The sequence below is a fragment of the Chitinophaga sancti genome (genome assembly GCF_034087045.1).
Lineage (GTDB): Bacteria > Bacteroidota > Bacteroidia > Chitinophagales > Chitinophagaceae > Chitinophaga > Chitinophaga sancti_B.
Map to the genome: position 1 here is coordinate 6369757 of NZ_CP139247.1, position 23977 is coordinate 6393733.

12 protein-coding genes are annotated in these 23977 nt (G+C 43.6%); 5 read left to right on the top strand and 7 right to left on the bottom strand.

Going from position 1 to position 23977, the window contains the following annotated elements:
• Window positions 1–71: 71 nt before the first annotated feature.
• The 4 genes from SIO70_RS25750 to SIO70_RS25765 all read left to right on the top strand — a co-directional run bounded on the left by SIO70_RS25750 (window position 72) and on the right by SIO70_RS25765 (window position 3345).
• On the top strand, window positions 72–896 hold the full coding sequence (locus SIO70_RS25750; RefSeq protein WP_320575628.1) for an oxidoreductase: 825 nt from the start codon (window positions 72–74) through the stop codon (window positions 894–896).
• A 253-nt stretch (window positions 897–1149) separates the two neighbouring features.
• On the top strand, window positions 1150–1494 hold the full coding sequence (locus tag SIO70_RS25755; protein ID WP_320575630.1) for a hypothetical protein: 345 nt from the start codon (window positions 1150–1152) through the stop codon (window positions 1492–1494).
• Between the two features lie 31 nt (window positions 1495–1525).
• Complete coding sequence (locus SIO70_RS25760) at window positions 1526–2371, top strand: oxidoreductase (RefSeq protein ID WP_320575632.1); 846 nt, start codon at window positions 1526–1528, stop codon at window positions 2369–2371.
• Between the two features lie 53 nt (window positions 2372–2424).
• Window positions 2425–3345 (top strand): helix-turn-helix transcriptional regulator, encoded by a 921-nt coding sequence (locus SIO70_RS25765; protein WP_320575634.1) that lies wholly within the window; start codon window positions 2425–2427, stop codon window positions 3343–3345.
• A 452-nt stretch (window positions 3346–3797) separates the two neighbouring features.
• Here the strand turns inward: SIO70_RS25765 and SIO70_RS25770 are convergent, their stop codons facing one another.
• Both SIO70_RS25770 and SIO70_RS33515 read right to left on the bottom strand, forming a co-directional pair.
• Window positions 3798–4256 (bottom strand): MaoC family dehydratase, encoded by a 459-nt coding sequence (locus SIO70_RS25770; protein ID WP_320575636.1) that lies wholly within the window; start codon window positions 4254–4256, stop codon window positions 3798–3800.
• A gap of 136 nt (window positions 4257–4392) precedes the next feature.
• Window positions 4393–4620 (bottom strand): transposase, encoded by a 228-nt coding sequence (locus SIO70_RS33515; RefSeq protein WP_414017939.1) that lies wholly within the window; start codon window positions 4618–4620, stop codon window positions 4393–4395.
• A 432-nt stretch (window positions 4621–5052) separates the two neighbouring features.
• Here SIO70_RS33515 and SIO70_RS25775 point away from each other — a divergent pair, with 432 nt between their 5' ends.
• Entirely contained in the window at window positions 5053–5478 is a 426-nt protein-coding gene (locus tag SIO70_RS25775; RefSeq protein ID WP_320575638.1) for a hypothetical protein, read from the top strand.
• Between the two features lie 102 nt (window positions 5479–5580).
• On the opposite strand, the gene SIO70_RS25780 is transcribed toward SIO70_RS25775, so the two are convergent.
• Genes SIO70_RS25780 through SIO70_RS25800 form a run of 5 tightly spaced genes read right to left on the bottom strand, consistent with a single transcriptional unit; the run spans window position 5581 to window position 23967 of the window.
• A complete protein-coding gene (locus SIO70_RS25780) occupies window positions 5581–6219 on the bottom strand; it encodes a 4'-phosphopantetheinyl transferase family protein (RefSeq protein ID WP_320575640.1) in 639 nt (212 codons plus the stop codon).
• Between the two features lie 15 nt (window positions 6220–6234).
• Window positions 6235–6930, bottom strand: a complete 696-nt coding sequence (locus SIO70_RS25785; protein WP_320575642.1) for an MBL fold metallo-hydrolase — start codon at window positions 6928–6930, stop codon at window positions 6235–6237.
• 33 nt (window positions 6931–6963) lie between these two features.
• Window positions 6964–10287 (bottom strand): ACP S-malonyltransferase, encoded by a 3324-nt coding sequence (gene fabD, locus SIO70_RS25790; RefSeq protein ID WP_320575644.1) that lies wholly within the window; start codon window positions 10285–10287, stop codon window positions 6964–6966.
• Entirely contained in the window at window positions 10284–19508 is a 9225-nt protein-coding gene (locus SIO70_RS25795; protein ID WP_320575646.1) for an SDR family NAD(P)-dependent oxidoreductase, read from the bottom strand. Before SIO70_RS25795 ends, fabD begins: the two co-directional genes overlap by 4 nt.
• On the bottom strand, window positions 19429–23967 hold the full coding sequence (locus SIO70_RS25800; RefSeq protein ID WP_320575648.1) for a beta-ketoacyl synthase N-terminal-like domain-containing protein: 4539 nt from the start codon (window positions 23965–23967) through the stop codon (window positions 19429–19431). The genes SIO70_RS25795 and SIO70_RS25800 overlap by 80 nt, the downstream gene beginning before the upstream one ends.
• Window positions 23968–23977: the final 10 nt, after the last annotated feature.

Below are 23977 nucleotides of genomic sequence, written 5' to 3' on the forward strand. Positions count from 1 at the left end.
GGTATCCTTTTGAATACTGGTTGTAAAAGTATATCATTTTACTGATACCTTTACATTAAAAATTAAACGAAATGAGTAATAAGAAAGTAGCATTAATCACAGGTGCTTCGGCAGGAATGGGTAAAGAAACTGCAAAACTGTTAGTACAAAAAGGCTATATCGTATATGGTGTAGCTCGTAGAACAGAAAAAATGAAAGACTTGGAAAAATTGGGTGTCCACACATTAGAAATGGACATTACCAATGATCAATCAATGGTCATGGTTGTAGAAAAAATTATTGCAACCGAAAAACGGATTGACGTATTAGTTAATTCCGCAGGTTTTGGCTCTCACGGAGCAATTGAAGACGTGCCAATAGCTGACGCAAGGTATCAACTAGAAGTAAATCTATTTGGCTTGGTAAGATTAACACAGTTGGTACTACCTTATATGAGAAAAAACAAATTCGGGAAAATTCTCAATATCACCTCAATCGGGGGAAAATTTGCCGGACCTTTCGGCGGTTGGTATCACGCAAGTAAATTTGCATTAGAAGGTTTAAGTGACAGCCTTCGCAACGAAGTAAAATCATTCGGAATAGACGTAATCGTTATTGAGCCAGGGTCAATAAAAACAGAATGGGGAAACATTGCTATGGACAATTTGCGGAAAGTGTCAGAGAGCGAAAATTCAGCCTATAAAAAAGGTGCGTTAAGTTTTGCAGCATCAGTTGAAAAACTTGAAAGCAAATCTTCAGACCCAAAAGTTATAGTTGATTTAATTTACAAAGCTATTGAAGCAAAAAATCCCAAAGCAAGATATGCAGGTGGTTTTATGGCAAAACCTACTCTCTTTATGCGAAAAATACTGTCGGACAAACTGCTTGACAAAGTAATTAAAAGTCAATTCTCATAAAACAATACACAAACGACAAAAGCCCGTGCCGGTATATTTTGCAGGTCTAAAAAAACATCGAACAGATTTCGACAGAATAGCCAAGCCCTTCAGCCACAAGAAAAACCGGACTTCTCAGGAACAATAAAAGAGTCAAGCTTAAACCCAATAATATGACTTTTGCAAATAGTTCATTTTAACTACAAAAACAGTCATATTGGCTACATCCGCTTTTTGAAACTGCTGCAATTTTGCATAAACAAAAAGCAGAAATATGAATATTGCAACTGTAATTGCCGAAGAATTTGACAAACCATTTTCGGGCCGAACAGTGAGATATATTGCCAGCGATGAAGTTTCGCCTAATGAAGTAGCCCAAATTTTGGGAGAAACCATTGGTAAACCCGGGCTAAAATGGATCTCCATTCCATCTGATCAATTTCTGGAAGGGTTATTATGTGCTGGTTTTAATCATAATACAGCAAAAGGATTGGTAGAAATGAATACTGGAAGAGTTCAAAATCTGTATGATGATTATAACAGTAATAGACCTGTATTGGGTAGTGTAAAAATGAAAGATTTTGCGAAGGAGTTTGCATTTGTGTACAATCAACAATAAGCATTTAGATTTTTAAATTAGAAAACAAACAATGAGTAATACAGAAAACAAAACTTGGTTTATTACAGGAGCTTCAAAAGGTTTAGGCTTAGCTCTCACAAAATACTTATTAGAAACAGGTCAGCAAGTTGTTGCAACTTCCCGTAATGCCACCTCAATTATAGCTGAATGTGGCAACAATGAAAATTTGTTGGCAGTGAATATGGATATAACCAACGAAACAGCAATTAAAAATGCAGTTGCTAAAACCATTGCCCGATTTGGTTCAATTGATGTAATAGTAAACAATGCTGGTTATGGACTGGTTGGGGCTTTGGAGGAACTTACTGACGCAGAAATTAGAAGTACAATGGATGTTAATCTATTTGGAACCATAAATGTTATACGTGTAGTGATGCCCCATTTAAGAAAACAGAAGATCGGCTATATTATCAATATTTCATCTATAGCAGGGTACATTGGGTCGTCATTTTCTGGTAGTTATGATGCAGCAAAATTTGCTGTTATTGGCTTAACGGAATCACTTCATAATGAAGTGAAAGATTTAGGCATAAAAGTCACCGTAGTAATTCCAGGCTTATTTAGAACCAATTTTATGAATAACGATTCACTTCAAATTGCTTCGAACTTAATTGGTGATTACAAATCAGAAGAGCAAATGAAAATGTGGCAACAATATAGCGGTTATCAGCCTGGCGACCCTAATAAATTTGCAATAGCTTTAAAAAACGTAACTGAATTAGAAAACCCACCGTTGCATTTATTGTTAGGAAGCGATGCTTACCAAATGGCAATGGAAAAAATGAAAGCAAATATAGATGAATTTCAAAAGTGGCAATCAGTTTCAACATCAACTGACTTTGCAGCAAATGCTTAATAGTATGCCTTCTAATTTTTACTTTTACAAAACATATAATAATGCTTTAATCAATGTTGGGCAAGAAATTAATTAAGATAAAAACAATTAGTGAATATCATAGGCTTAGGGGCTTACCTAAGCCTATGCATCCATTGATAAGTATTGTTAATTTTAGTAGTATTGAATATACAGAAGAAACAGAAGAAGTAAATTGGATATTCGATTTCTATTCCATTTCCTTAAAAAGAAACTTCGGCAGTAAGTTTACATACGGGCAACAGCAATATGATTTTGATGATGGAATATTGTTCTTTATGTCACCAGGCCAACTTTTTGGTGTAAAAATCGAAGATAAAAATAAGTTTCATCCTAGCGGCTACATGCTATTAGTACATCCAGATTTTTTATGGAATACATCTTTGGCGGCAACCATAAAACAATACGATTTTTTTGACTATTCCGTAAACGAAGCTTTGTTTTTGTCAGATAAGGAAGAAAGGATCATTAATGGAATCATTGAAAATATCAATCAGGAATGTCATTCAAATATTGACAAGTATAGCAAGCAAATCATCATTTCACATATTGAAACCCTGCTAAATTATTCAGAAAGGTTTTATAATCGACAATTCATAACAAGAGAGAAAGCCAATCACCAAATCTTGGAACAATTGGAAAATCTATTATCTGAATATTTCAATAGCGATGATTTGATTTCAAAGGGATTGCCTTCAGTTCAATTCGTTGCAGAAAATTTACATGTTTCACCAAGTTATTTGGGCAATTTGCTACGGGTACTTACAGGACAGAACACACAACAACACATACACAACAAACTGATTGAAAAAGCAAAAGAGAAACTATCAACTACAGACTTAACGGTAAGTGAAATTGCCTATCAATTAGGATTTGAACATTCACAATCATTCAGTAAACTATTTAAGATAAAGACAAGCGTTTCTCCATTGGCGTTTAGACAGTCGTTTAATTGAGGTTCATTTTTCAAGCCGTTGGTTAGTAAAAAATGTTTGCAGGAAGCCTATTTTCTTATTCAGAGGAAAAATATTTGATACGAAATTTAAAAATACAAACGCACAATAATAGCTTGGCTATTATAATGGAGCGAAACCGCTAAGTTGAACTGCAGTTATTCAATTGTTTCTAAGAATCATGCTGGCGTTCTATCTGGCGGCCCCGGAGGTAGAGAATGATCGCCGCTCACTCAATACCATTGCCGGCTGGGAGCGGATTACGAACGGCAAAAAAAGGACCGGCTTCCAAAATTGGAAGCCGGTCCGAAGAGGTGATCCAGCCGTTACGAATTTCGAACCAAATTAGCCTATATCCAGCAATAACAGTTGATTATAACAATTATAGATATAGTTTTTTGCATCATCTAACAGTATTCAGAATAGGTACGTTTGACGTAATATATACGTAGCCACTATACAAAATGATACAGGAAAACAACATTACCAGTGTAGGCAGGTTTGGGCTGATCTTTAATAATAAGCGTAGCCTCAATAATAACTTTGGTAACACCCCTTAAATTGGCGATCGAATTGAGTTTGGCTTTCAGCTGCACCTCATTATCCACCAAAACGGGCTGGCCAAATTTTAAATTCTCGATTCCATAGTTTATCTCCATTTTAATATTACGTACGTCCGCAATTTGTTTCCAGAGATAAGGAATCAATGATAAAGTCAAATAGCCGTGAGCGATAGTGGCATGAAATGGGCCTTCGCGTTTAGCTTTTTCCTGGTCTGTATGTATCCATTGATGATCCAGGGTTGCATCAGCAAATTTATTAATCTGTTCCTGGCCTATTTTATGCCAGTTGGAAGCACCTAATTCTTTACCAAGATACGTCTTGTACTCTTCAAAAGTATTGATTATTATCATGTTTCTTTATTGTCAATCCTATTCAAATACCGCTCAATACCACATTTCATCGACGGGAGCAGTAAGTCTGTATTAAAATAGGAGGCAAAATATTCAAAAAATATTCAAAAGAAGTTTATTTTTTTAATGAAGTTGTTTAGTCTTTAAATTTTCTACAAAAGATGATAATAATTGCGATCCACTGCAATGCTTTCCAGTTAGCAACTTTAGTTTCAAATCGAATCAGTAGCGCTTTGAAGCTATCCATCCAAGCATTCGCTTGTTCAATTTTATATCGTCTTTTATACAATTGATCATCAAAGTATTGATATAATGTGGTTATTTTCTTTCTATTACGAGGATTGGAGGCAATATTTGCTTCCAGTCCCTTTTCTAAGCAATACTCTCTAAATACTGTTCCATCAAAACCTGCATCTGCATTCTATATATAAAAAGTATTACAAAATGTATCCTTATTTTATCCGGCTTCCAACCGATGGCATTTTAATAAATTCTCCCCCTCATTTCTGCTAATTGCCATGCTGAAAATGGAACCCGCATTCAATTGCCTGTCAGCTAATTTGATTTTGCGATTTAGATAAAATACTATACCTTGGTTGCTAAGATATAGCATATTCACATGAATACCTGTTTGTTCTTTGGCGTCCTGAGTGTTGTTCAGATATATTTAACCTTCGAGTCGAGCCAAGTTAATACAAGCTTATAAATAACCTTAAAGACTTTAAAAGTTCCTTTGTTAAAACCGTAACCCGGGTAATTCAATACAATTAAACAGATAATATATATATCATCAAACATGAAAACTTCCGCTAAATCAGGTGAAATTGAACAGTTAATACCTCATAGACACCCATTTTTGTTTTTAGACGAAATCCTGTCCGTTACTCCGGAAGGAACTATTGGCCTACATACCTTCCGCCGCTCCAATTCTATATTACAAAAGAATCTTTCCAATTTTGTACCTGGACCCCTTATCATAGAATCAATGGCACAATGTGGGGGCGCAGGCGTAAAACTCCTTGGTGTCATGGATGGGCTTTTTGGACTTGTAAGTATTGAGCATGCCGAGTTTTTTAAAGTTGCTGAATATGATCAGGAATTAAAATATGTTATTAAAAATATCAAGTTAAGTGGCAACATCATTAAACAATCAGGCGTAGCCTATAGTCAAGATGTACCTGTGGCAGAAGCTTCCTGGATGTGCGTAAAGCTATCAGAATAGCTTATTTCTGTTTATCCGCTTCGCGGACAACAATTAAACTGTGTTAAAGGACCAAGATAACTTCAGGCCTTTAAATACAGTTTTTTTATGTCCCCTGATAACCTATGCATACGACTTCAGATGAAACGTTATGTTATCAGCCGGACGATCAGTTACAACATGTCCGCAATATCCCGGCCCCAGGTCCAACTCGCTAAGATACCAGGTAACCCCATCGTAACAGACTTCATTATTATGCACTGCAATATGCTGTAAAGGGATATTAAGTCCGCGTCCGTCTGCTTTTACAACACTTTCCTTTATCGTCCAGTACTTAAAAAACAATTGTGTGTCATTACCGGAATTTTTGATAAGCGCCCACTCCGCTGCTGTCATCACCGATTCAAAGTAGGTCAGGTTAACTGGCCTTAGCATCTCTACATCCACTCCTACCCTTTGCCCACTGCTGATAGCACATAACACATAATAACCCGAATGTGAAATATTAAAATCAATATGAGCGTTCAGAAATGGCCTCCCATAACTATTATACCGTAAATCGTCCAGCACACTACGCTCAAAACCCAACTGCTGCAGGCCTTCCATCAATAAAATTTTACCGAATAAGTTTGTTTGCCGGTCTTCCCATCTTACAAATTTTAAGTTCCTTTCCTTCAGGGATGGAGGTAAAAAATCCAGGTATTTCCGGTAAATATCATCCGCCAATTGCATCTCCACTTTTGCCGCCAAAACATGAATCATATTATAAATATTCCGTTACCTGAATGAAAAAACCGTTCGCTGATCATTGCGCATTCTAAAGGCCACAAACATATCCTTCTGCTTAAAATGAAGGTAAATATTACTATTTAACACTTCCTCAAAAGCCATTCCCGGAGCCTTTCCATACGAATGCCCCGGGAAAACAAGTACTTCCTTTCCAATTCTATTATTTAACAACTGTAAACTATCAAACATATCATACGGGTTTGCTCCATTGCCCCAACATAAGCCACAACCCTCTATAAACAGGGTATCTCCGGAAAAAAGGTTATTACTGATGAGATAACAGGTACTCCCCTTGGTATGACCAGGTGTTAGCAGCACCTTAACAGTTATCCCTCCGATAACTAACGTCTGATCCTGGTTAAACCCTATCAAATTATCACATTTATAACCATAATAGTCTATTTCCGCCACCGACATCCAAACATTACAATGATATTTTGCGACAAAATAATCTACTAAATTAGTATGGTCCTTATGGGAATGCGTAAGGAGGATACCTGTCAGCTTAACATTCATGGATACCAGCACTTCTTCAATCTTATCTTCCTCCCATGCAGGATCTACCATAATAGCACACTTACTGTTGGCATCTACTACCAGGTAGGTGTAATTGATAAAATTCTGCTTTCTTACCTTAATTGAAAAAACACTTATTTCACTAGCTATCGCATCTTTAAAAATCATGTATCCTTTTTTAGTCCTTCATTTCTAATGATTCTATTGTGATAAAAGATTTTTAAATCTTTCATTTAACAATACTGCTGTTTCCTGCATTATTTTTTCTCCTATCTTGTCTACATTTCTTTTACGCCAGCTTTCCAGTTCAGTACCTTTTACCCATTTATTAAAGGCCCCCAATGCTGGTCCGCAATGTACCTGGAAATCAACTTTATGTTCCGCAATACCTTTCAAGGCAAGATTAGTTGAATATCCGAAATACCAGCGAAAAATAAAAGCCATTTTCTGTTTGGGATTTTTTTCTGCACGTGCAATATCTTCCGCGCTATAATATTTTTTCACATCTTCATAAACGTCCGCAATACTCCGCTTAAAATATCGCTGTTCCAGCTGGTTTTTTGTTTTTTCATCAATTTCCTCAATGGCGTTATAATTACGGTAAAGGTCATACAGTTTGTTGGCCCTGGCCGGGAAAAACACGCCTTTTTTCAACACCTGTACTTTAGCGCCCATTTCAAACATATCGCCTGCCGGTGCGTAATCAGTGTCCTGTACATCAATGTCCTGCAACAGGTCTTTCACTACGTCGCTGGCGCCCGATTCAACAGTACATTGATTAATAGACCCTGTAAGGATAAAGTCCGCCCCCAATATAAACGCCGCTGCCGCCGCTCCGGGAGTACCAATCCCTCCGGCTGCACCTACCCTTACTTTCTTCCGGTAGTTATACCGCTTCATATATTCATCACGTTGGGCAATTATAGCAGGTATCAGTGCAGATGCCACCCCCATGTCGGTATGTCCGCCGGAATCAGCTTCCACACATATATCATCGGCCATCGGTATCTTTTGAGACAACGCCGCCTCTTCCTTGGTAATAGCGTTTTCTTCCAGCAGTTTTTGTACTATTCTTTCCGGAGCAGGACTCAAAAAGCAGGCAGCCACTTCCGGCCGCGATACTTTTGCCATCACCCTGTTATTGGTCTCTATCTGGCCCTGCGGGTTTTGATGCAGTCCTTTAAGCCTGAACCTCACCAGTGCAGGTGTAATTTCCATATACGCCGCCGCCTCAACATTTCTTACCTTATACTTCAGCAAAAGATTCACCGTTTCCTGTTCACGGGACCCGTTCAGCAAATTAAACCCGTAGGACTGCTGCGGACCCAATTCCCGTTGAATATACAGGATCGCATTTTCTATATCCGGTACCTTCAATCCACCAGTACCAAAATACCCCATCATACCGGCTCTCGCCATTTTGACCACCATTTCCTTAGATGCAATACCATGTACCATACCACCGGAAACATATGCATACTTCAGGTTATAATCCTTTTTGTACGCTTCACTGCCCAGCTTTTCTGCCGTTATTAAAACTGCCGGAGGATTGGGTAAAATACCAGGTTCGATATTTACAGTTACTTTTTCCGCCGGAGGGTTGTTTGTTGCTTTTATCACCTGCTGATGGTCCGCTGCTGGCACTTTTTGCTGGTAAGGCGTCTCTTCGGCAACAATTAACGGTTCCGCTTCATTTTTTATTTTCGCTACCATTGCCTTCAATACATTGCCCGGCCCTACTTCCACAAAATTGTTTACACCTTTACCCATTAAGTAACGAACAGATTCCGTCCATTTTACAGAATGCGTAATCTGATCTGACAATAACTGTGCGATCTGGCTGTGTATATAAGGGCGAGCCAAAACATTTGAAATAACCGGTATTTTCATCTCCGAGAATACAAAACGATTGACAAATCCACTGAACTCTTTCCCTGCTTCTGCCATTAAGCGGGAATGAAAAGCACCACTTACATTCAGCAATGCATATAAACTACAACCCGCCTTCTCAAAAATGCTCCGTGCGTTTTCCACATCTCTTTTAGGACCTGAGATAACAATTTGTTTCGGGGAATTTAAATTGGCAATATCTATGGAACGAAGCCCTTCGCTAACCAGCACATCTCTCACCATATCTTCCGTCATTCCCAGCACAGCCGCCATACCACCATCGCGGGCGCCGGCCATCAGATCTCCGCGTTTTTGCACCAGCTGTAATCCTGTTTCAAAATCAACAACGCCTGCAGCAAATAAAGCACAGTATTCACCCAGGCTATGTCCCGCTAAAAAATCAGGCTGCTGGTTTTCTGTCTGCTGTATCTTCAGAAAACTCAGACAATTCACCGCATAAAGCGCCGGTTGCGTATACTGTGTCTTACCCAGTTTATTTTCTGGGTCATTAATACATAAATCTTTCAAGGAATAACCCAAAATATTGCTCGCCTTGTCAGTCAGCTCCCTGAACTCGTCGAACAAAGGCTCTCCCATTCCTTTTTTCTGTGAACCCTGACCAGGAAATACATACGCCAGTTTATCATGGCCATTAGCTTTTGTAGTGAGCATATTAATGTCTTTTTTAAAATTTAGTTTACTTAAATTCTCCATCTCCTTACCAAAAGGACTCATCACCAGGTACACAGATCCCTGCCGGGCCGTCAGCGGATGACGGCGCGTAAAATTCGCAAGCGTGCCGGAAGGCCCCACATCCACAAGATTATAGGTATGATTTGTTTCATAAAGGGTATCCAAAGCAGCATTAAAAAGAATAGGTTTTCTTACAACATCCCAATAATAACTGCCACCTGGAGGTTCCGTTATTATCTTTCCTGTTAAGGATGAAATATATGACAGGGAAGGTTTTTTAAAATTATCCTTCTCTACATATAAATGAAAAGCCCCTGCTGCGGCATCAATATTTGCAGCATGAAACCCATGCGAAACCGGCAGCGCCTGAAAGGAGATCTCCTGCTGCGTAAAATATTTACGCACCGCTTCGCAGCTTTTCTTATTTCCAGCCAGAACAAAATGATTGTCGCTATTGATAGCAGCCAGACTTACCGTTGGGAATATAGCAGCAAGCTTATCATATAACAACGGAGTATCCATTACAGCCAACATCTCCCCTTCCTCACAAAACCGTTGAATACACAAAGCCTGCTGGACCACCAATTCGAGCGCTCTTTCTTTAGTGACCATGCCAGCAAGGGTTGCCGCTGCAAATTCTCCCAAACTCGTACCTATCACGTAATCAGGTTTCACACCCCGGTCTGTCAGCATCATCGCCAGTGCATATTCTACCATAAAAATGGCCGGATGTGTATACACCGTATCAGAAAAATCCTGCCATTTCCCTTTTGTGGTATCGAAAAGAACCGGTATAACAGACGATCCCGTAATACCCTTGTACAACCCGTCCATACTATCTAACCAATACCTGAAGGCAGGCTCTTTTGTATAAAGTTCGCTTCCCATGTGATAATACTGACCTCCCTGCCCGGAAAACATGAATACATTTTTTTCACTCATACATTCACATGTTTGCCATTAATATGTTCAGATATATTATCGTCTGTATTTTTGATACCATGTATAGCAATCGTCCTGGACTTAAAATCACTCAAAAACGATGATACAAGACCACTAAGAGAATATAGATTGCGGCTGAACTCAAAAATGGTTTCATACACCTTTTGTTCAGACAGCATCATCATATGATTGGATGCATCCACATCCATGATATGCAGATTAGGCATTTGTTTTTCCCATTCTTCCCAGTAATTTTTGTGATCTAGTGTAAACTCTGTTGCCCTGATCTTATAAAATGGCTCGAGATTGCCATAAAACAAGCCGCTTTTATTGCGGAAGTAATAACATACAACACCAGCAGGATCCGGCAATTCAGGCACCACATATTTATCAATTTCATATGCCTGTTGTACTTTTACGTTTTGAGCTATCAATGTTTTTAACTGATCTTCTGTCCTGGTCAGTCCCCGCTTTTCCGCGATGGCAATAAGCGCTTTCAGAAACGATTCATCATCAAGTTCTGTATCTACCTCATCTCTATGGATAAGCACCGATGTAAACTTCTCCGGCTCCTGCGTTATTTTGGTTAACAATGATAAATTTACTGCCTGCAAAATAGAGGTCTGCTTATCTACTTTTCCTCTTTTGAGATCGGTCCTGTAAATAGCATCCAGCATCGTCACTGAATTTACCTTTTGCCCCAGTTCCTGCAGTTGCCGGGTAATTTCATAGGCGAGGATACCGCCCATAGAATATCCGCCCAGATCGTACGGGCCTTGAGGTTGTACCGACTGTATGATCTGAATATAATAAGTAGCCATGGCTTCCAGCCCATGCAACGGAGAACGTTTAGTCATCCATCCCCGCGCCTGGATACCGAAAAAGGGCCTTTCAGACGTTTCTGCAATTGCTTTGTAAGACTGTACCCCACCCAGCGCGGCATGCAACCAGAATACCGGCCTTCCCTTAAATTTATTATTCAGGTGGAAAAGTTCAGGGAACTGCGGCCAATCAGTTTTGACAGTCGGTTCATCTGCCAGGTTTTCTTCTGCCATTTGTGGCGCAACACCATTTACTTTTGGCATCACTTGAATAATATCTTCCGTATTGACGCAGTTTTGTAATGTCTCCAGGTCTAATAACGGATGTACAGCAGACTTCAGTTGCTGGAACAGCTCCATCAGCTGAATGGAATCAAAACCATATTGGTCCAATGGTTTTTTGATATTCAATTCTGTTGCCGATAACCCAAGCATATTTGCAATGATATTGGCCACGGTTTTGCCAACAGACTCCTGCGGTCCTGATTCCCGGACCGGCGTAACCGGCGCAGTTACAGCGGGTGCAGGCAACGATACCTTTTTACTGGTCTTATTAAAAGCAACCCAGCATCGGCGCTTTTCAAATGGATAAGCAGGTAACCCGATAAATTGGGCCTTTCTTCCGGCATAAAGCGTGTCCCATGCTATTTTGCCCTGTTGTTGCGTCCAGTAAACAGCCAGTTTTTCCAGGTTGCCTTCTTTCAACAATAACTGGCAAAACAATTCTCCCGTTTTCCCGGAAAAAAGCCGGGTTATTTCGGCTGACTTATCTTCTACATTACCGGTATAAACAGGAGTTGCACTCTTGCTATCCTCTCCGGAGGATTGAAGATAATCCTCCATGACTGTCAATAATTCCTCCATAGAATTTACCACCACAGCCATCCTGCATTCCATTGCTTCTCTCCCTACCTGTAAGGTGTAGGCCAGATCATACATACTGATATTATCTGCCACTTTCAGGTAATTCAGCATGTCAGAGATGATGGCCCGCAGCCTGTCCGGAGTCCGGGCCGAGAATACCATCAAATGTGGAGCGCCCGTTATATGGGTCTCCTGGATAGATTCCTTTTCCGGCGTATATTCTTCGAGTATGACATGAGCATTGGACCCACCAGCGCCGAAAGAGCTAACAGTCGCACGTCTCGGGTATTCCCTTTCAGTGCCGTTTATCCGGACAACCGGTCGTTTCCAGTCTTCCAATTTTTCCTGCAGATAAAAGGGGCTATTCGAAAAATTTATCAAACTGTTCAACGGGGCCGTCATAATAGCGGGAACCAGCTGTTTGTGTTGCAGCTGCAACAACACTTTAGTAAACTGCGAAATACCGGAAGCCGCTTCAGCATGCCCAATATTTGATTTAACAGTACCAATCGGACAAAATCCATTATCCGCCGTAAACTGGCGGAAAGCTTTCCCCAATGCTGTCATCTCGATAGAGTCGCCAATGGGTGCACCATTTGCCGCTGCCTCTACCCAGCTGATTGTGCGGGGATCAATACCTGCTTTACTAAAATTATCTGCAATCAGTTTAGCCTGCGCATTGGGATTAGGAACAGAAAAACCATTTGATTTACCACCATGATTTATCATCGTTGATTTGATCACCCCCAGAATTGTATCACCATCCTGAACAGCATCCTGCAAGGGTTTCAACAAAACAGCACCTACAGCCTCCGCAGGCAGGTATCCATCTCCTTCTGAAAAACTCCTGCTGCTATTGCTGCTGCCAATTAACTGCAACTGACTTAAACCCAGGTATTTTTTAGGATGAATAGAGAGATTTACACCTCCCGCTACCGCCAGGTTACATTCGCCTTTCAGCAAATTATCACACGCCATATGTATGGCAATCAGGGAAGATGAACAAGCTGTGTCAATTGCAACACTGGGGCCCTGTAAATCAAAATAATAAGAAACCCTGTTAGCAATGGAATTGTAGGAGCTCAGCGACAAAGCAGCATCGTTAATATTATCCCCGTCAAATGAATGGTATTGTTTGTACATGGCACCCACATACACGCCCACCTTCGACTGGAACTGCTGTTGTATCCGGCTTCGTGAATAACCGGCGCTTTCAAATAAAGTCCAGACGTTTTGCATAAACAGTCTTTCCTGTGGGTCCATCATTTCGGCTTCCCGTGGAGAAATGTTAAAAAACAACGGATCAAACTGATCTACTCCATCTATGAATCCGCCCCATTTGCTATACGTTTTTCCCGGCTGGTTTCTTTTGGGATCGTAATATTCACTGTGGTCCCATCTCTCTTTCGGCACCTCGGTAATACAATCTTTCCCTGCTTTCAGGTTATCCCAGAAGGCATTGATATCCGCCGCCTGTGGATACTGACCAGTCACCGCAATTACAGCGATGTCCTGATGGTCGGCTTTCACTACTTTTCTTTCCGCGACAACGGCCTCCTTAAAACGATTACCTACAGCCACTACCTGCTTTGCAGCATGCATGACCGGTTGTACAGGTATAACAGCTGCAACAACTGGTACATTAACGCCCATTAATGTTTGTATTTTTTCAGGATGATGCGTTGCAAAATATTCCGCCACCGTACCTATTGTCTGGTATTCAAAAAGTAAAGTTTTAGAAAGAGAGCCAAACACTTTTTCCAGTTCACCGGTAAGTTGTATCGTCATCACTGAGTCAATACCGAACTTTTCAAATGTTGCATCTGCGTCAATCCTGTGTACCGGTAATTTGAGAAGGGTCGACAACAGATTTGTGACGTAACTTTCCATATATTCTTTCGTTCCACCCTGCTGAGCGGCAATCGTTACCACCGGCGGCACGGTTGTTACAGCAGGTTCCTTTTGCTGTTGCTGCCAACCAGCTCTCATTTTTGCCAGGTCCCCTTCCATGACCAGCACCTGCTGTTTATCACTATTCACAATATCATAAAACGCCCGCAATCCGCTGGCCGTTGTCATCGCGTGCATACCGATACTCTCCGCCATCATTTTTGCCGTCTGGGTATCTACCTGCATTCCTCCCGATTCCCACAGCGGCCAGTTACAGGAAATCGTTTTCCCATTGGCCTGCCCTGCTGCCACCAGCGTATTCCGGTAGCCAGCATAACTATCCATAAAAGCATTGGCCATCGCATAATCTCCCTGCCCTACATTGCCCAGCGCCCCCGCTACCGATGAAAACAGTATAAAAAAGTCAAGGGGCTGGTTCCGGCTGTATTCATCCAGCAGCACCGTACCTGTTACTTTCGGAGAAAGTACCATTTCTACTTCTGCCCGGGTTTTCCTCGTCAGGAAATTATCCCGGATAACACCCGCGCTGTGGATGATACCATTTAATCCGCCATAATTTTTTGTGATTGTACCCAACATTTCAGACACCGCTTCCCCGTTGCTGATGTCTACCTGGTAATAGGTCACATTAGCTCCGTTAACGCATAATTCCGCCACCTGCTGACGCCTGGTCTCATCCAGCGCTGAGCGCCCGGCAAGTACCACCTGCGCGTTTTTAGCATAGGCCACTATTTCACGCGCAAACACCTGGCCCAGGCCACCAGCACCTCCAGTTATTAGATATACGCCGCCAGGCTTCCAGGGCTTGTTATCATTGGCTGTCACGGCTAATTCCTCCCAACGTAATACCTCACGGGTAGTGCCGTTATAGCGTACAATGCGTTCCGCCGAACCTGCATTTTCTGCTACTTTACCAGCTATTAACGCCGCATCTGCAACTGATGGCAACTCTATCAGCTGCCACATTATACGGGGATTTTCCTGTTGTGCTGTTTTAAGCAGCCCTGATAGTGCGCCCCATAATTGCCGGGTACTTCCCAAGGTGACAACCAGTTGCACCAGCTGAGTATCGGTACCCTTGTTCTGCAACAACTGCCGGACCGTTTCAAATATCTCCAGCGCAAATGCAGTAAACTGCTTCCCGATACTGGTTTCTCCTGATTGCAGATGCTGACAACGGACATTCCCCAACAGCACCGACACTTGTCTGGCCACCGCATCTTCATTGTCTACCAATATGACCAGCCGTTTGGCGACGGTTGGCACTACAGATGCCAACGCCTGTTGACGCCATTGCGGCTCCATCATCAATACACCTGTGCCTGTATTACCCAATGCACGTGTAGAAAAACCATTCAGCTTAACACATACCGATCCGGTTTCATCACATAAGGTAATATCCAGTTTCCCCATACGGGAAGAGCCCTGACCGTTATCACTGTAACGAACAAACGCCCACATAGACGACACGCAGCTTTTATAAACTTCCAGCTGGTCCAGTGCAAAGGGTAACATGGCACCCATCCCTGCCGGGGATTCGCCGCCCGCACCTAACGCCATCCCTATCGCAGCCTGAAAGCCCGCATCCATCATCCCGGGATGAAGCACAAAACCAGCATCTCCAACAGGCAATTCTAATCGCGCCAACACGGTATCACTACCTTTGTACAAATCCTGTATTCCCTGATGGCCGGGACCATACGCAAGCCCTATCTCACGGAACATTTCATAACATGCGGCAGATGAAAGTATTTTCGTACATCCCGCACTTATTGAAGGCAGGTCTATTGTTGCAGGAGACATGGTCTGCCGCCATACCGCTGTTCCCTGGCTATGTACCATCCGGGTACCCTCAGCGGCTTCACTATATATCTCAAAAGCGATTTCCCCGTCATCTCCCGGCAACAGGCTTACATGCAGTAAACTATCGCTATTAAATGCATAAGGCTGTATCCATACTACATTTTTCAGACAGCAGCTGCTGCCGGCTTCCACTGCTGCGCCCATCGCCTCCGTTACCGCCACCCGGGCCATTTCCAGGTAAGCCACCCCAGGCAGGATACGTACTCCATGTACCTGGTGGTCTTTTAAGAAAAATTCTGTTCCGGTATAACGGGAAGTAAAACGTTGCTCAAAAAAAGTAGAGGTATTGGTATGTAATAACGGGTGTAATACTACTCCTCCCAACAAAGTATGCACCGGCGCAACCTCAAGGGGGCTTTGTTCCGGTATCCAGTAACGCTCCCGTGCAAAGGGATATGTAGGAAGACTCACCTTTTTCACCGTTCCGGATGGATATAAAAGATGCCAGTCCAGATGATATCCTTTCGTCCAAAGCTCCAGTAACTTGCCGTACTTCCCTTTCCGGATCCAGCTGACTACACCCTGGTGAAAATCTTCATCAGTCAACAACCATAAACTCTCTTTATCTTTCTTCAACTGGCCCGTATAGAGATCTTCTATATCTTCTTCCCCGGCTATATATCGTTGTAATTTATCCGTGGCTTCTTCACGGGTGTGCACCAACATACCCATACGCTCTTCCATATCCTCACGGCCTGTTTGCAGCGTATAGGCGATATCCTGCAGCGACTCCCCTGCAGGAGAGGTGAAGTAATGTAATAACCGCTCCGCATAGGCTTTTAAACGTTCTCCCGTACGGGCTGACAAGACCAGCATATATGGGCCAGCTGTGGATGCCGGTGAAGATGACGTAACCCGGTATTCCTCTATCACCAGATGTGCATTCGAGCCTCCGGCGCCAAATGAAGAGATTCCTGCACGCAGCGGACATTCCTCCATACGGCCGTTCTTCTCCAATAATGGCCGCTCCCACGGGGATAGCTCCTGCTGCACCACAAAAGGACTATTGGCAAAATCGATGTTAACGTTCAATACAGCCGAATGTAAAGACGGTACCAGTTGCCGGTGTTTTAGCTGGAGCAGGATTTTTGTCAGCCCCGCTATGCCAGCAGCACTCTCACAATGCCCAATATTGGATTTTGCTGAGCCAATAGCACAAAATTGTTTATCTGACGTAAACTCCCGGAATGCTTTATTTAATCCGGCTATCTCTATCGGATCACCCAGGAAGGTGCCCGTACCATGAGCTTCTATATAGCTGATACTGCGGGGATCAACACCTGACTTTTTGAATGCATGGCTGATCACGCCAGATTGTGCTCCCGGATTGGGCACAGAATAACCATTGGTTTTACCGCCATGATTAACAGCACTGCTTTTGATAACACCGTAGATATGATCTCCGTCGGCAATAGCTTTAGACAATGGTTTTAACAACACCGCTCCTACGCCCTCACCTGGCACATAACCATCTCCTCCTTCCCCAAAACTTTCGCAACGGCCAATACTGGAAACAAATCTTCCCTGACCCAGCATCAGGTATTTATTGGGGTGAACTGAAACATTCACACCGCCTGCTACCGCCGCCTCACAATCTCCCCTGATAATACTCTGGCAAGCCAGGTGAATGGCTGTCAGTGAAGAGGAACACATGGTATCAACAGCCAGGCTGGGGCCATGAAAATTACAGTAGTAAGATACCCGGTTAGCAACCGAGGATGGATTACCAGGGATGGCCAGCGGCCTGCCCTGAATTGTTTCCTGTGCCCCGTATAACTGGTACTCTTCATACATCACGCCCACAAAAACGCCGACATTGCCTTCCAGGCCATTGTTCCGGTTCGCCGCCAGCGTTTCACGGGTATAGCCTGCATCCTCCAGCGTGGCCATCACACACTCCAGGAAAATACGTTCCTGAGGGTCCATTATTTCTGCTTCACGGGGGGAAATATTGAAAAATAAAGGATCAAACTGATCTACCCCCTCTATAAAACCACCCCATTTGCTATACGTTTTTCCAGGTTTATTTTTATCCGCATCATAATATAGACTGTGGTCCCATCTGTCTTTGGGTATCTCCGTAATACAATCCTTTCCTGTTTTCAGGTTGTTCCAGAAGGCTGCTATATCGACTGCCTGGGGATATCTGCCTGCCAGTCCCACGATAGCAATATCCGTCTCTTCTGTTTCCTTCTCCTTCGCAGTATAAATAATGGGATCACCTAAACGACGCTGCTTCCGTTTTATTACTTCCTGCGCGGGGGCAACATTCATCTCTTCCTTAGCAACAATCGCAACCTGTTTGTCTTTCACTCCTGTTAAGGCTTGTAACTGATCAGGGTATGCTGCGATGAAGTATTCGGTTAACGCCTCTATTGTCTGGTATTCAAAAAGTAATGTTTTAGAAAGGGAGCCAAACACTTTTTCCAGCTCATTGGTAAGTTGTATCACCATTACAGAGTCAATCCCAAACTCTTCAAATGCGGCGTCTGCATTGATCCTGTTTGCTGGTAATTTTAATACAGATGACAATAGCTTCTTGAAAAAATTTGTTGCCCGCTCTCCCATTCCATCCTGCTGAGCGGCAATCGTTACCACCGGCCGCACGGTTGTTACAGCAGGTTCCTTTTGCTGTTGCTGCCAACCAGCTCTCATTTTTGCCAGGTCCCCTTCCATGACCAGCACCTGCTGTTTATCACTATTCACAATATCATAAAACGCCCGCAATCCGCTGGCCGTTGTCATCGCGTGCATACCGATACTCTCCGCCATCATTTTTGCCGTCTGGGTATCTACCTGCATTCCTCCCGATTCCCACAGCGGCCAGTTACAGGAAATCGTTTTCCCATTGGCCTGCCCTGCTGCCACCAGCGTATTCCGGTAGCCAGCATAACTATCCATAAAAGCATTGGCCATCGCATAATCTCCCTGCCCTACATTGCCCAGCGCCCCCGCTACCGATGAAAACAGTATAAAAAAGTCAAGGGGCTGGTTCCGGCTGTATTCATCCAGCAGCACCGTACCTGTTACTTTCGGAGAAAGTACCATTTCTACTTCTGCCCGGGTTTTCCTCGTCAGGAAATTATCTCGGATAACACCCGCGCTGTGGATGATACCATTTAATCCGCCATAATTTTTTGTGATTGTACCCAACATTTCAGACACCGCTTCCCCGTTGCTGATGTCTACCTGGTAATAGGTCACATTAGCTCCGTTAACGCATAATTCCGCCACCTGCTGACGCCTGGTCTCATCCAGCGCTGAGCGCCCGGCAAGTACCACCTGCGCGTTTTTAGCATAGGCCACTATTTCACGCGCAAACACCTGGCCCAGGCCACCAGCACCTCCAGTTATTAGATATACGCCGCCAGGCTTCCAGGGCTTGTTATCATTGGCTGTCACGGCTAATTCCTCCCAACGTAATACCTCACGGGTAGTGCCGTTATAGCGTACAATGCGTTCCGCCGAACCTGCATTTTCTGCTACTTTACCAGCTATTAACGCCGCATCTGCAACTGATGGCAACTCTATCAGCTGCCACATTATACGGGGATTTTCCTGTTGTGCTGTTTTAAGCAGCCCTGATAGTGCGCCCCATAATTGCCGGGTACTTCCCAAGGTGACAACCAGTTGCACCAGCTGAGTATCGGTACCCTTGTTCTGCAACAACTGCCGGACCGTTTCAAATATCTCCAGCGCAAATGCAGTAAACTGCTTCCCGATACTGGTTTTCTCCTGATTGCAGATGCTGACAACGGACATTCCCCAACAGCACCGACACTTGTCTGGCCACCGCATCTTCATTGTCTACCAATATGACCAGCCGTTTGGCGACGGTTGGCACTACAGATGCCAACGCCTGTTGACGCCATTGCGGCTCCATCATCAATACACCTGTGCCTGTATTACCCAATGCACGTGTAGAAAAACCATTCAGCTTAACACATACCGATCCGGTTTCATCACATAAGGTAATATCCAGTTTCCCCATACGGGAAGAGCCCTGACCGTTATCACTGTAACGAACAAACGCCCACATAGACGACACGCAGCTTTTATAAACTTCCAGCTGGTCCAGTGCAAAGGGTAACATGGCACCCATCCCTGCCGGGGATTCGCCGCCCGCACCTAACGCCATCCCTATCGCAGCCTGAAAGCCCGCATCCATCATCCCGGGATGAAGCACAAAACCAGCATCTCCAACAGGCAATTCTAATCGCGCCAACACGGTATCACTACCTTTGTACAAATCCTGTATTCCCTGATGGCCGGGACCATACGCAAGCCCTATCTCACGGAACATTTCATAACATGCGGCGGATGAAAGTATTTTCGTACATCCCGCACTTATTGAAGGCAGGTCTATTGTTGCAGGAGACATGGTCTGCCGCCATACCGCTGTTCCCTGGCTATGTACCATCCGGGTACCCTCAGCGGCTTCACTATATATCTCAAAAGCGATTTCCCCGTCATCTCCCGGCAACAGGCTTACATGCAGTAAACTATCGCTATTAAATGCATAAGGCTGTATCCATACTACATTTTTCAGACAGCAGCTGCTGCCGGCTTCCACTGCTGCGCCCATTGCCTCCGTTACCGCCACCCGGGCCATTTCCAGGTAAGCCACCCCAGGCAGGATACGTACTCCATGTACCTGGTGGTCTTTTAAGAAAAATTCTGTTCCGGTATAACGGGAAGTAAAACGTTGCTCAAAAAAAGTAGAGGTATTGGTATGTAATAACGGGTGTAATACCACTCCTCCCAACAAAGTATGCACCGGCGCAATCTCAAGGGGGCTTTGTTCCGGTATCCAGTAACGTTCCCGTGCAAAAGGATACGTAGGGAGACTTATTTTTCCCGGATAATCATCTTTGTATAGCGACGACCAGTTCACCTCAAATCCCAGCGTCCAAAGCTCCGCCAAACGCGTCAGCTGACCGCTACCCAACAATGTTTCCACCAGTTTTTCAGCGGTATCACCAGGATTAATATAATTACTTAACTCTTTAGGCTTTTTTATGCGGCCCGCGTAATAACCATCAACAAGTGTTTGCTCCTGCAGAAATGCTTCCAGCTTTGAAATTAAATCAGATATATCAACAGCTAAGAACACCGCGCGCTCTTCCATTACCTTTCTGCCTACCTGCAACGTATAGGCAACATCATCCAGACTAATTTTTGTGTCTGCAACCCGTTCTTTTCTATCGGCCTTAACAGCAGCATTGCCGTGTGCATAAAATGCAGCAAGTTTTCGCGCCTCATTTTTAACAAGAAACGCCGCCAAAGAGGAAACGGAAGTTCCCACTCCGAGTTCCACCGCGTCAATATTTACCCTGAGTATATCTTCCAGCTCTTTTTTAAGCCTGGAAAGATGAATCGATTCTATACCATATTCGTTCCATTCCTGATCCGGTTCAATCGCCTCTTTCTGAACAGACATTACAGTAGACAACACAGTACTGATAGTATCCCCAATGGCTTTCTCCAGTTGTGGCTGCACCGTCTCTTCTGCCGTATCTGCATTTTTGAGGAACATCAGGAGTTTATATGCATACTCCTGTAGCTGCGTTTTGCTTTTGGCTGACAAGGGGATTACCCGAAGCCCAACATGAGGTACGGAAATGACGTTATAAACATCTTCCGCAGGCACATACTCTTCCAGTATAACATGCGCATTAGAGCCTGTAGCACCAAAAGAACTTACCGCCGCCCGGCGCGGGTATACCTTTTCCTGCCCCTCTTCTTCGATTACAGGGCATTTCCAGTGTTCCGTTTCATGCTGGATATAAAAAGGTGTTTGCGATAACTGCAGGTATGGGTTCACTTCCAGCGAATGAAGAGAAGGTACCAGCGTTTTATGATACAACTGTAATATTACCTTACTTAAGCCACTGATGCCTGCGGCAGATTCCGCATGGCCTATATTTGATTTCACAGAACCGATCGCACAGTATTCCTTGTCTTGTGTATATTGACCATAACTTTTCACCAGCCCCTGAATTTCGATGGGATCTCCCAGGGAGGTACCCGTTCCGTGAGCTTCTACATAACTGATAGTACGGGGGTGAATACCCGCTTTATCCATACAGGCGGAAATCATATCTGCCTGTGCCACCGGACTGGGAACCATCATGCCGCTTACTGTCCCCACGTGGTTGATAGCCGTTCCTTTGATCACCGCATAGACCCGGTCCTTATCTTTCAGCGCCTTACTCAATGGTTTAAGTAATATCGCTCCCACCCCTTCTCCAGATACATAGCCATCGCCTCCTTTTCCGAATGTATGACAGTAGCCATCACTTGAATGCATATCCGCAATACCATAGGTAAGGTATTTATTGGGATGTAACGACAGGTTTACCCCGCCGGCAAGGGCTACTTCACTTTCTCCTCTCCTGATACTTTCCAGTGCCAGGTGAAGCGCCGTAAGCGATGAAGAACAAACGGTATCTATGGCAATACTGGGGCCGTGAAAGTTGCAGAAATAAGATACGCGGTTAGCAATAGGCGCATAATTCAGCGATAAGGGAAATACTAACCCTTTGGCTACCGCTTCCGCCGCTACCAGCGTATAATCTTTATGCATAACCCCCACAAATACACCTACGGCTTGCCGCTTATCGGGGCCACGGGGCGTAACCAGGGTATCGGGCGTATAACCAGCATCTTCCATTGACTCCCAGCATACCTCCAGGAAGACACGTTCCTGCGGGTCCATTATTTCCGCTTCCCGCGGGGAAATACGAAAGAACGGCGCATCAAAAGAATCAGCATGATTGATAAATCCTCCCCATTTGGAAATTTTCTTTCCTGACGGAGAAGAAATCTGCTCATAATTCTCCCAATTCCAGCGTGTTTTAGGCACCTCCGTAATACAATCTTTTCCGTCCAGCAAATTCTGCCAGAATTCAGCGATACTATCTGCACCGGGATAACGTCCGCCAATACCAATCACCGCAATCTCTTCTTCCTGTGGAAGGGCTTCTTTTGTGGCATAGAAAGAAGCAGTTTCTTTTGGTGCGCCTGTTTGCTGTTCAACAGGTGCGGGATCTTTCCCAAACTTATCGGGATAACTCGTCACCAGGTAGGCAGCCAACTCTTTGATCGTAGTGTATTCAAACAATAAAGTAGGCGCCAGCACAATACCTTTACTCGTTTCGATCGCTTTCACTATTTCCAGCAGCCCCGGAGAGTCCAGGCCCATTTCATAATAACCGATATCTATTCCTATATCTTCCGGATCTGTTTTCATCCTGGCCCCCATCAGTCCCCTGATAAATGCTTCACTTTCCGCATAGCTGCCCGATTCACCGGCAGCTCCAGAGGTACCCTGATGACCTGCTGCCGTTTTTCGCGGTGCGGCCGCTGCCCTCGTTTCTTTTCGATCAGGATTGATCAGCCCCGCGCCTCTTACCAGTTTATTAGTAAAGTTTTTTAATTCTCCTACTTTATTCCCGGCCTGATCAAAAAATTCCATCGTCATATAAAGGAGTTCATTTTTTCTTCTGATAGAAGATTTTTGAACCCTCGTAATACAGGTTTTCCAGAACAACTCCGATGCACGGAAAGATTCATAAAACAATGGTAGAAACAATCGTTGCTCATTATCTACCAACACAGCCATCAGATCGGCAGCACCTACTCCACTGGCATCTATCAGGGTAGGATGAAACATAAAACTTTCTCCGGAAGGCATGGCTTCCCGCGGAATAGAAAGATCTATACAGGTATAATTTTCTGCTTTATAAATATTTCCATCTGCCTTCATGAATCCGATATGTATGAGCTCCTGGCTTCTGGAACGTGCGTAGATTTCCTCCAGGTCCACGATCTCAACTGCCTGCTTTTTCATAAACGCAACATCCAGTTTTTCCTCAAACACAACAGGCTCGATACGATGCATTTCTGCCGTAACATATAGCTTTGATTCCTGCTCCCCCGATTTTTTCTGAAGCAGCCCTTCCACCTTTACATTCCACTGCTGTGAACCGGCAGGTGTGCATGCTATAGACAAAAGCACATTGGCATCACCTTCAATTGTAAGCGGATAATGAATAGACAGATTACGTAATTCCAGTTCGTTAAAATGATACTGATGCTTACGGAATAATTGATAAATAAGGTCTATATAGGCAAGTCCAGGTAATAAATCCTGGCCGTAGGCTCTATGATTGGCAATCATAGGGTTCTTTAATGATAGAGTGATTTTTTCTGCAATCATCACAAAAATT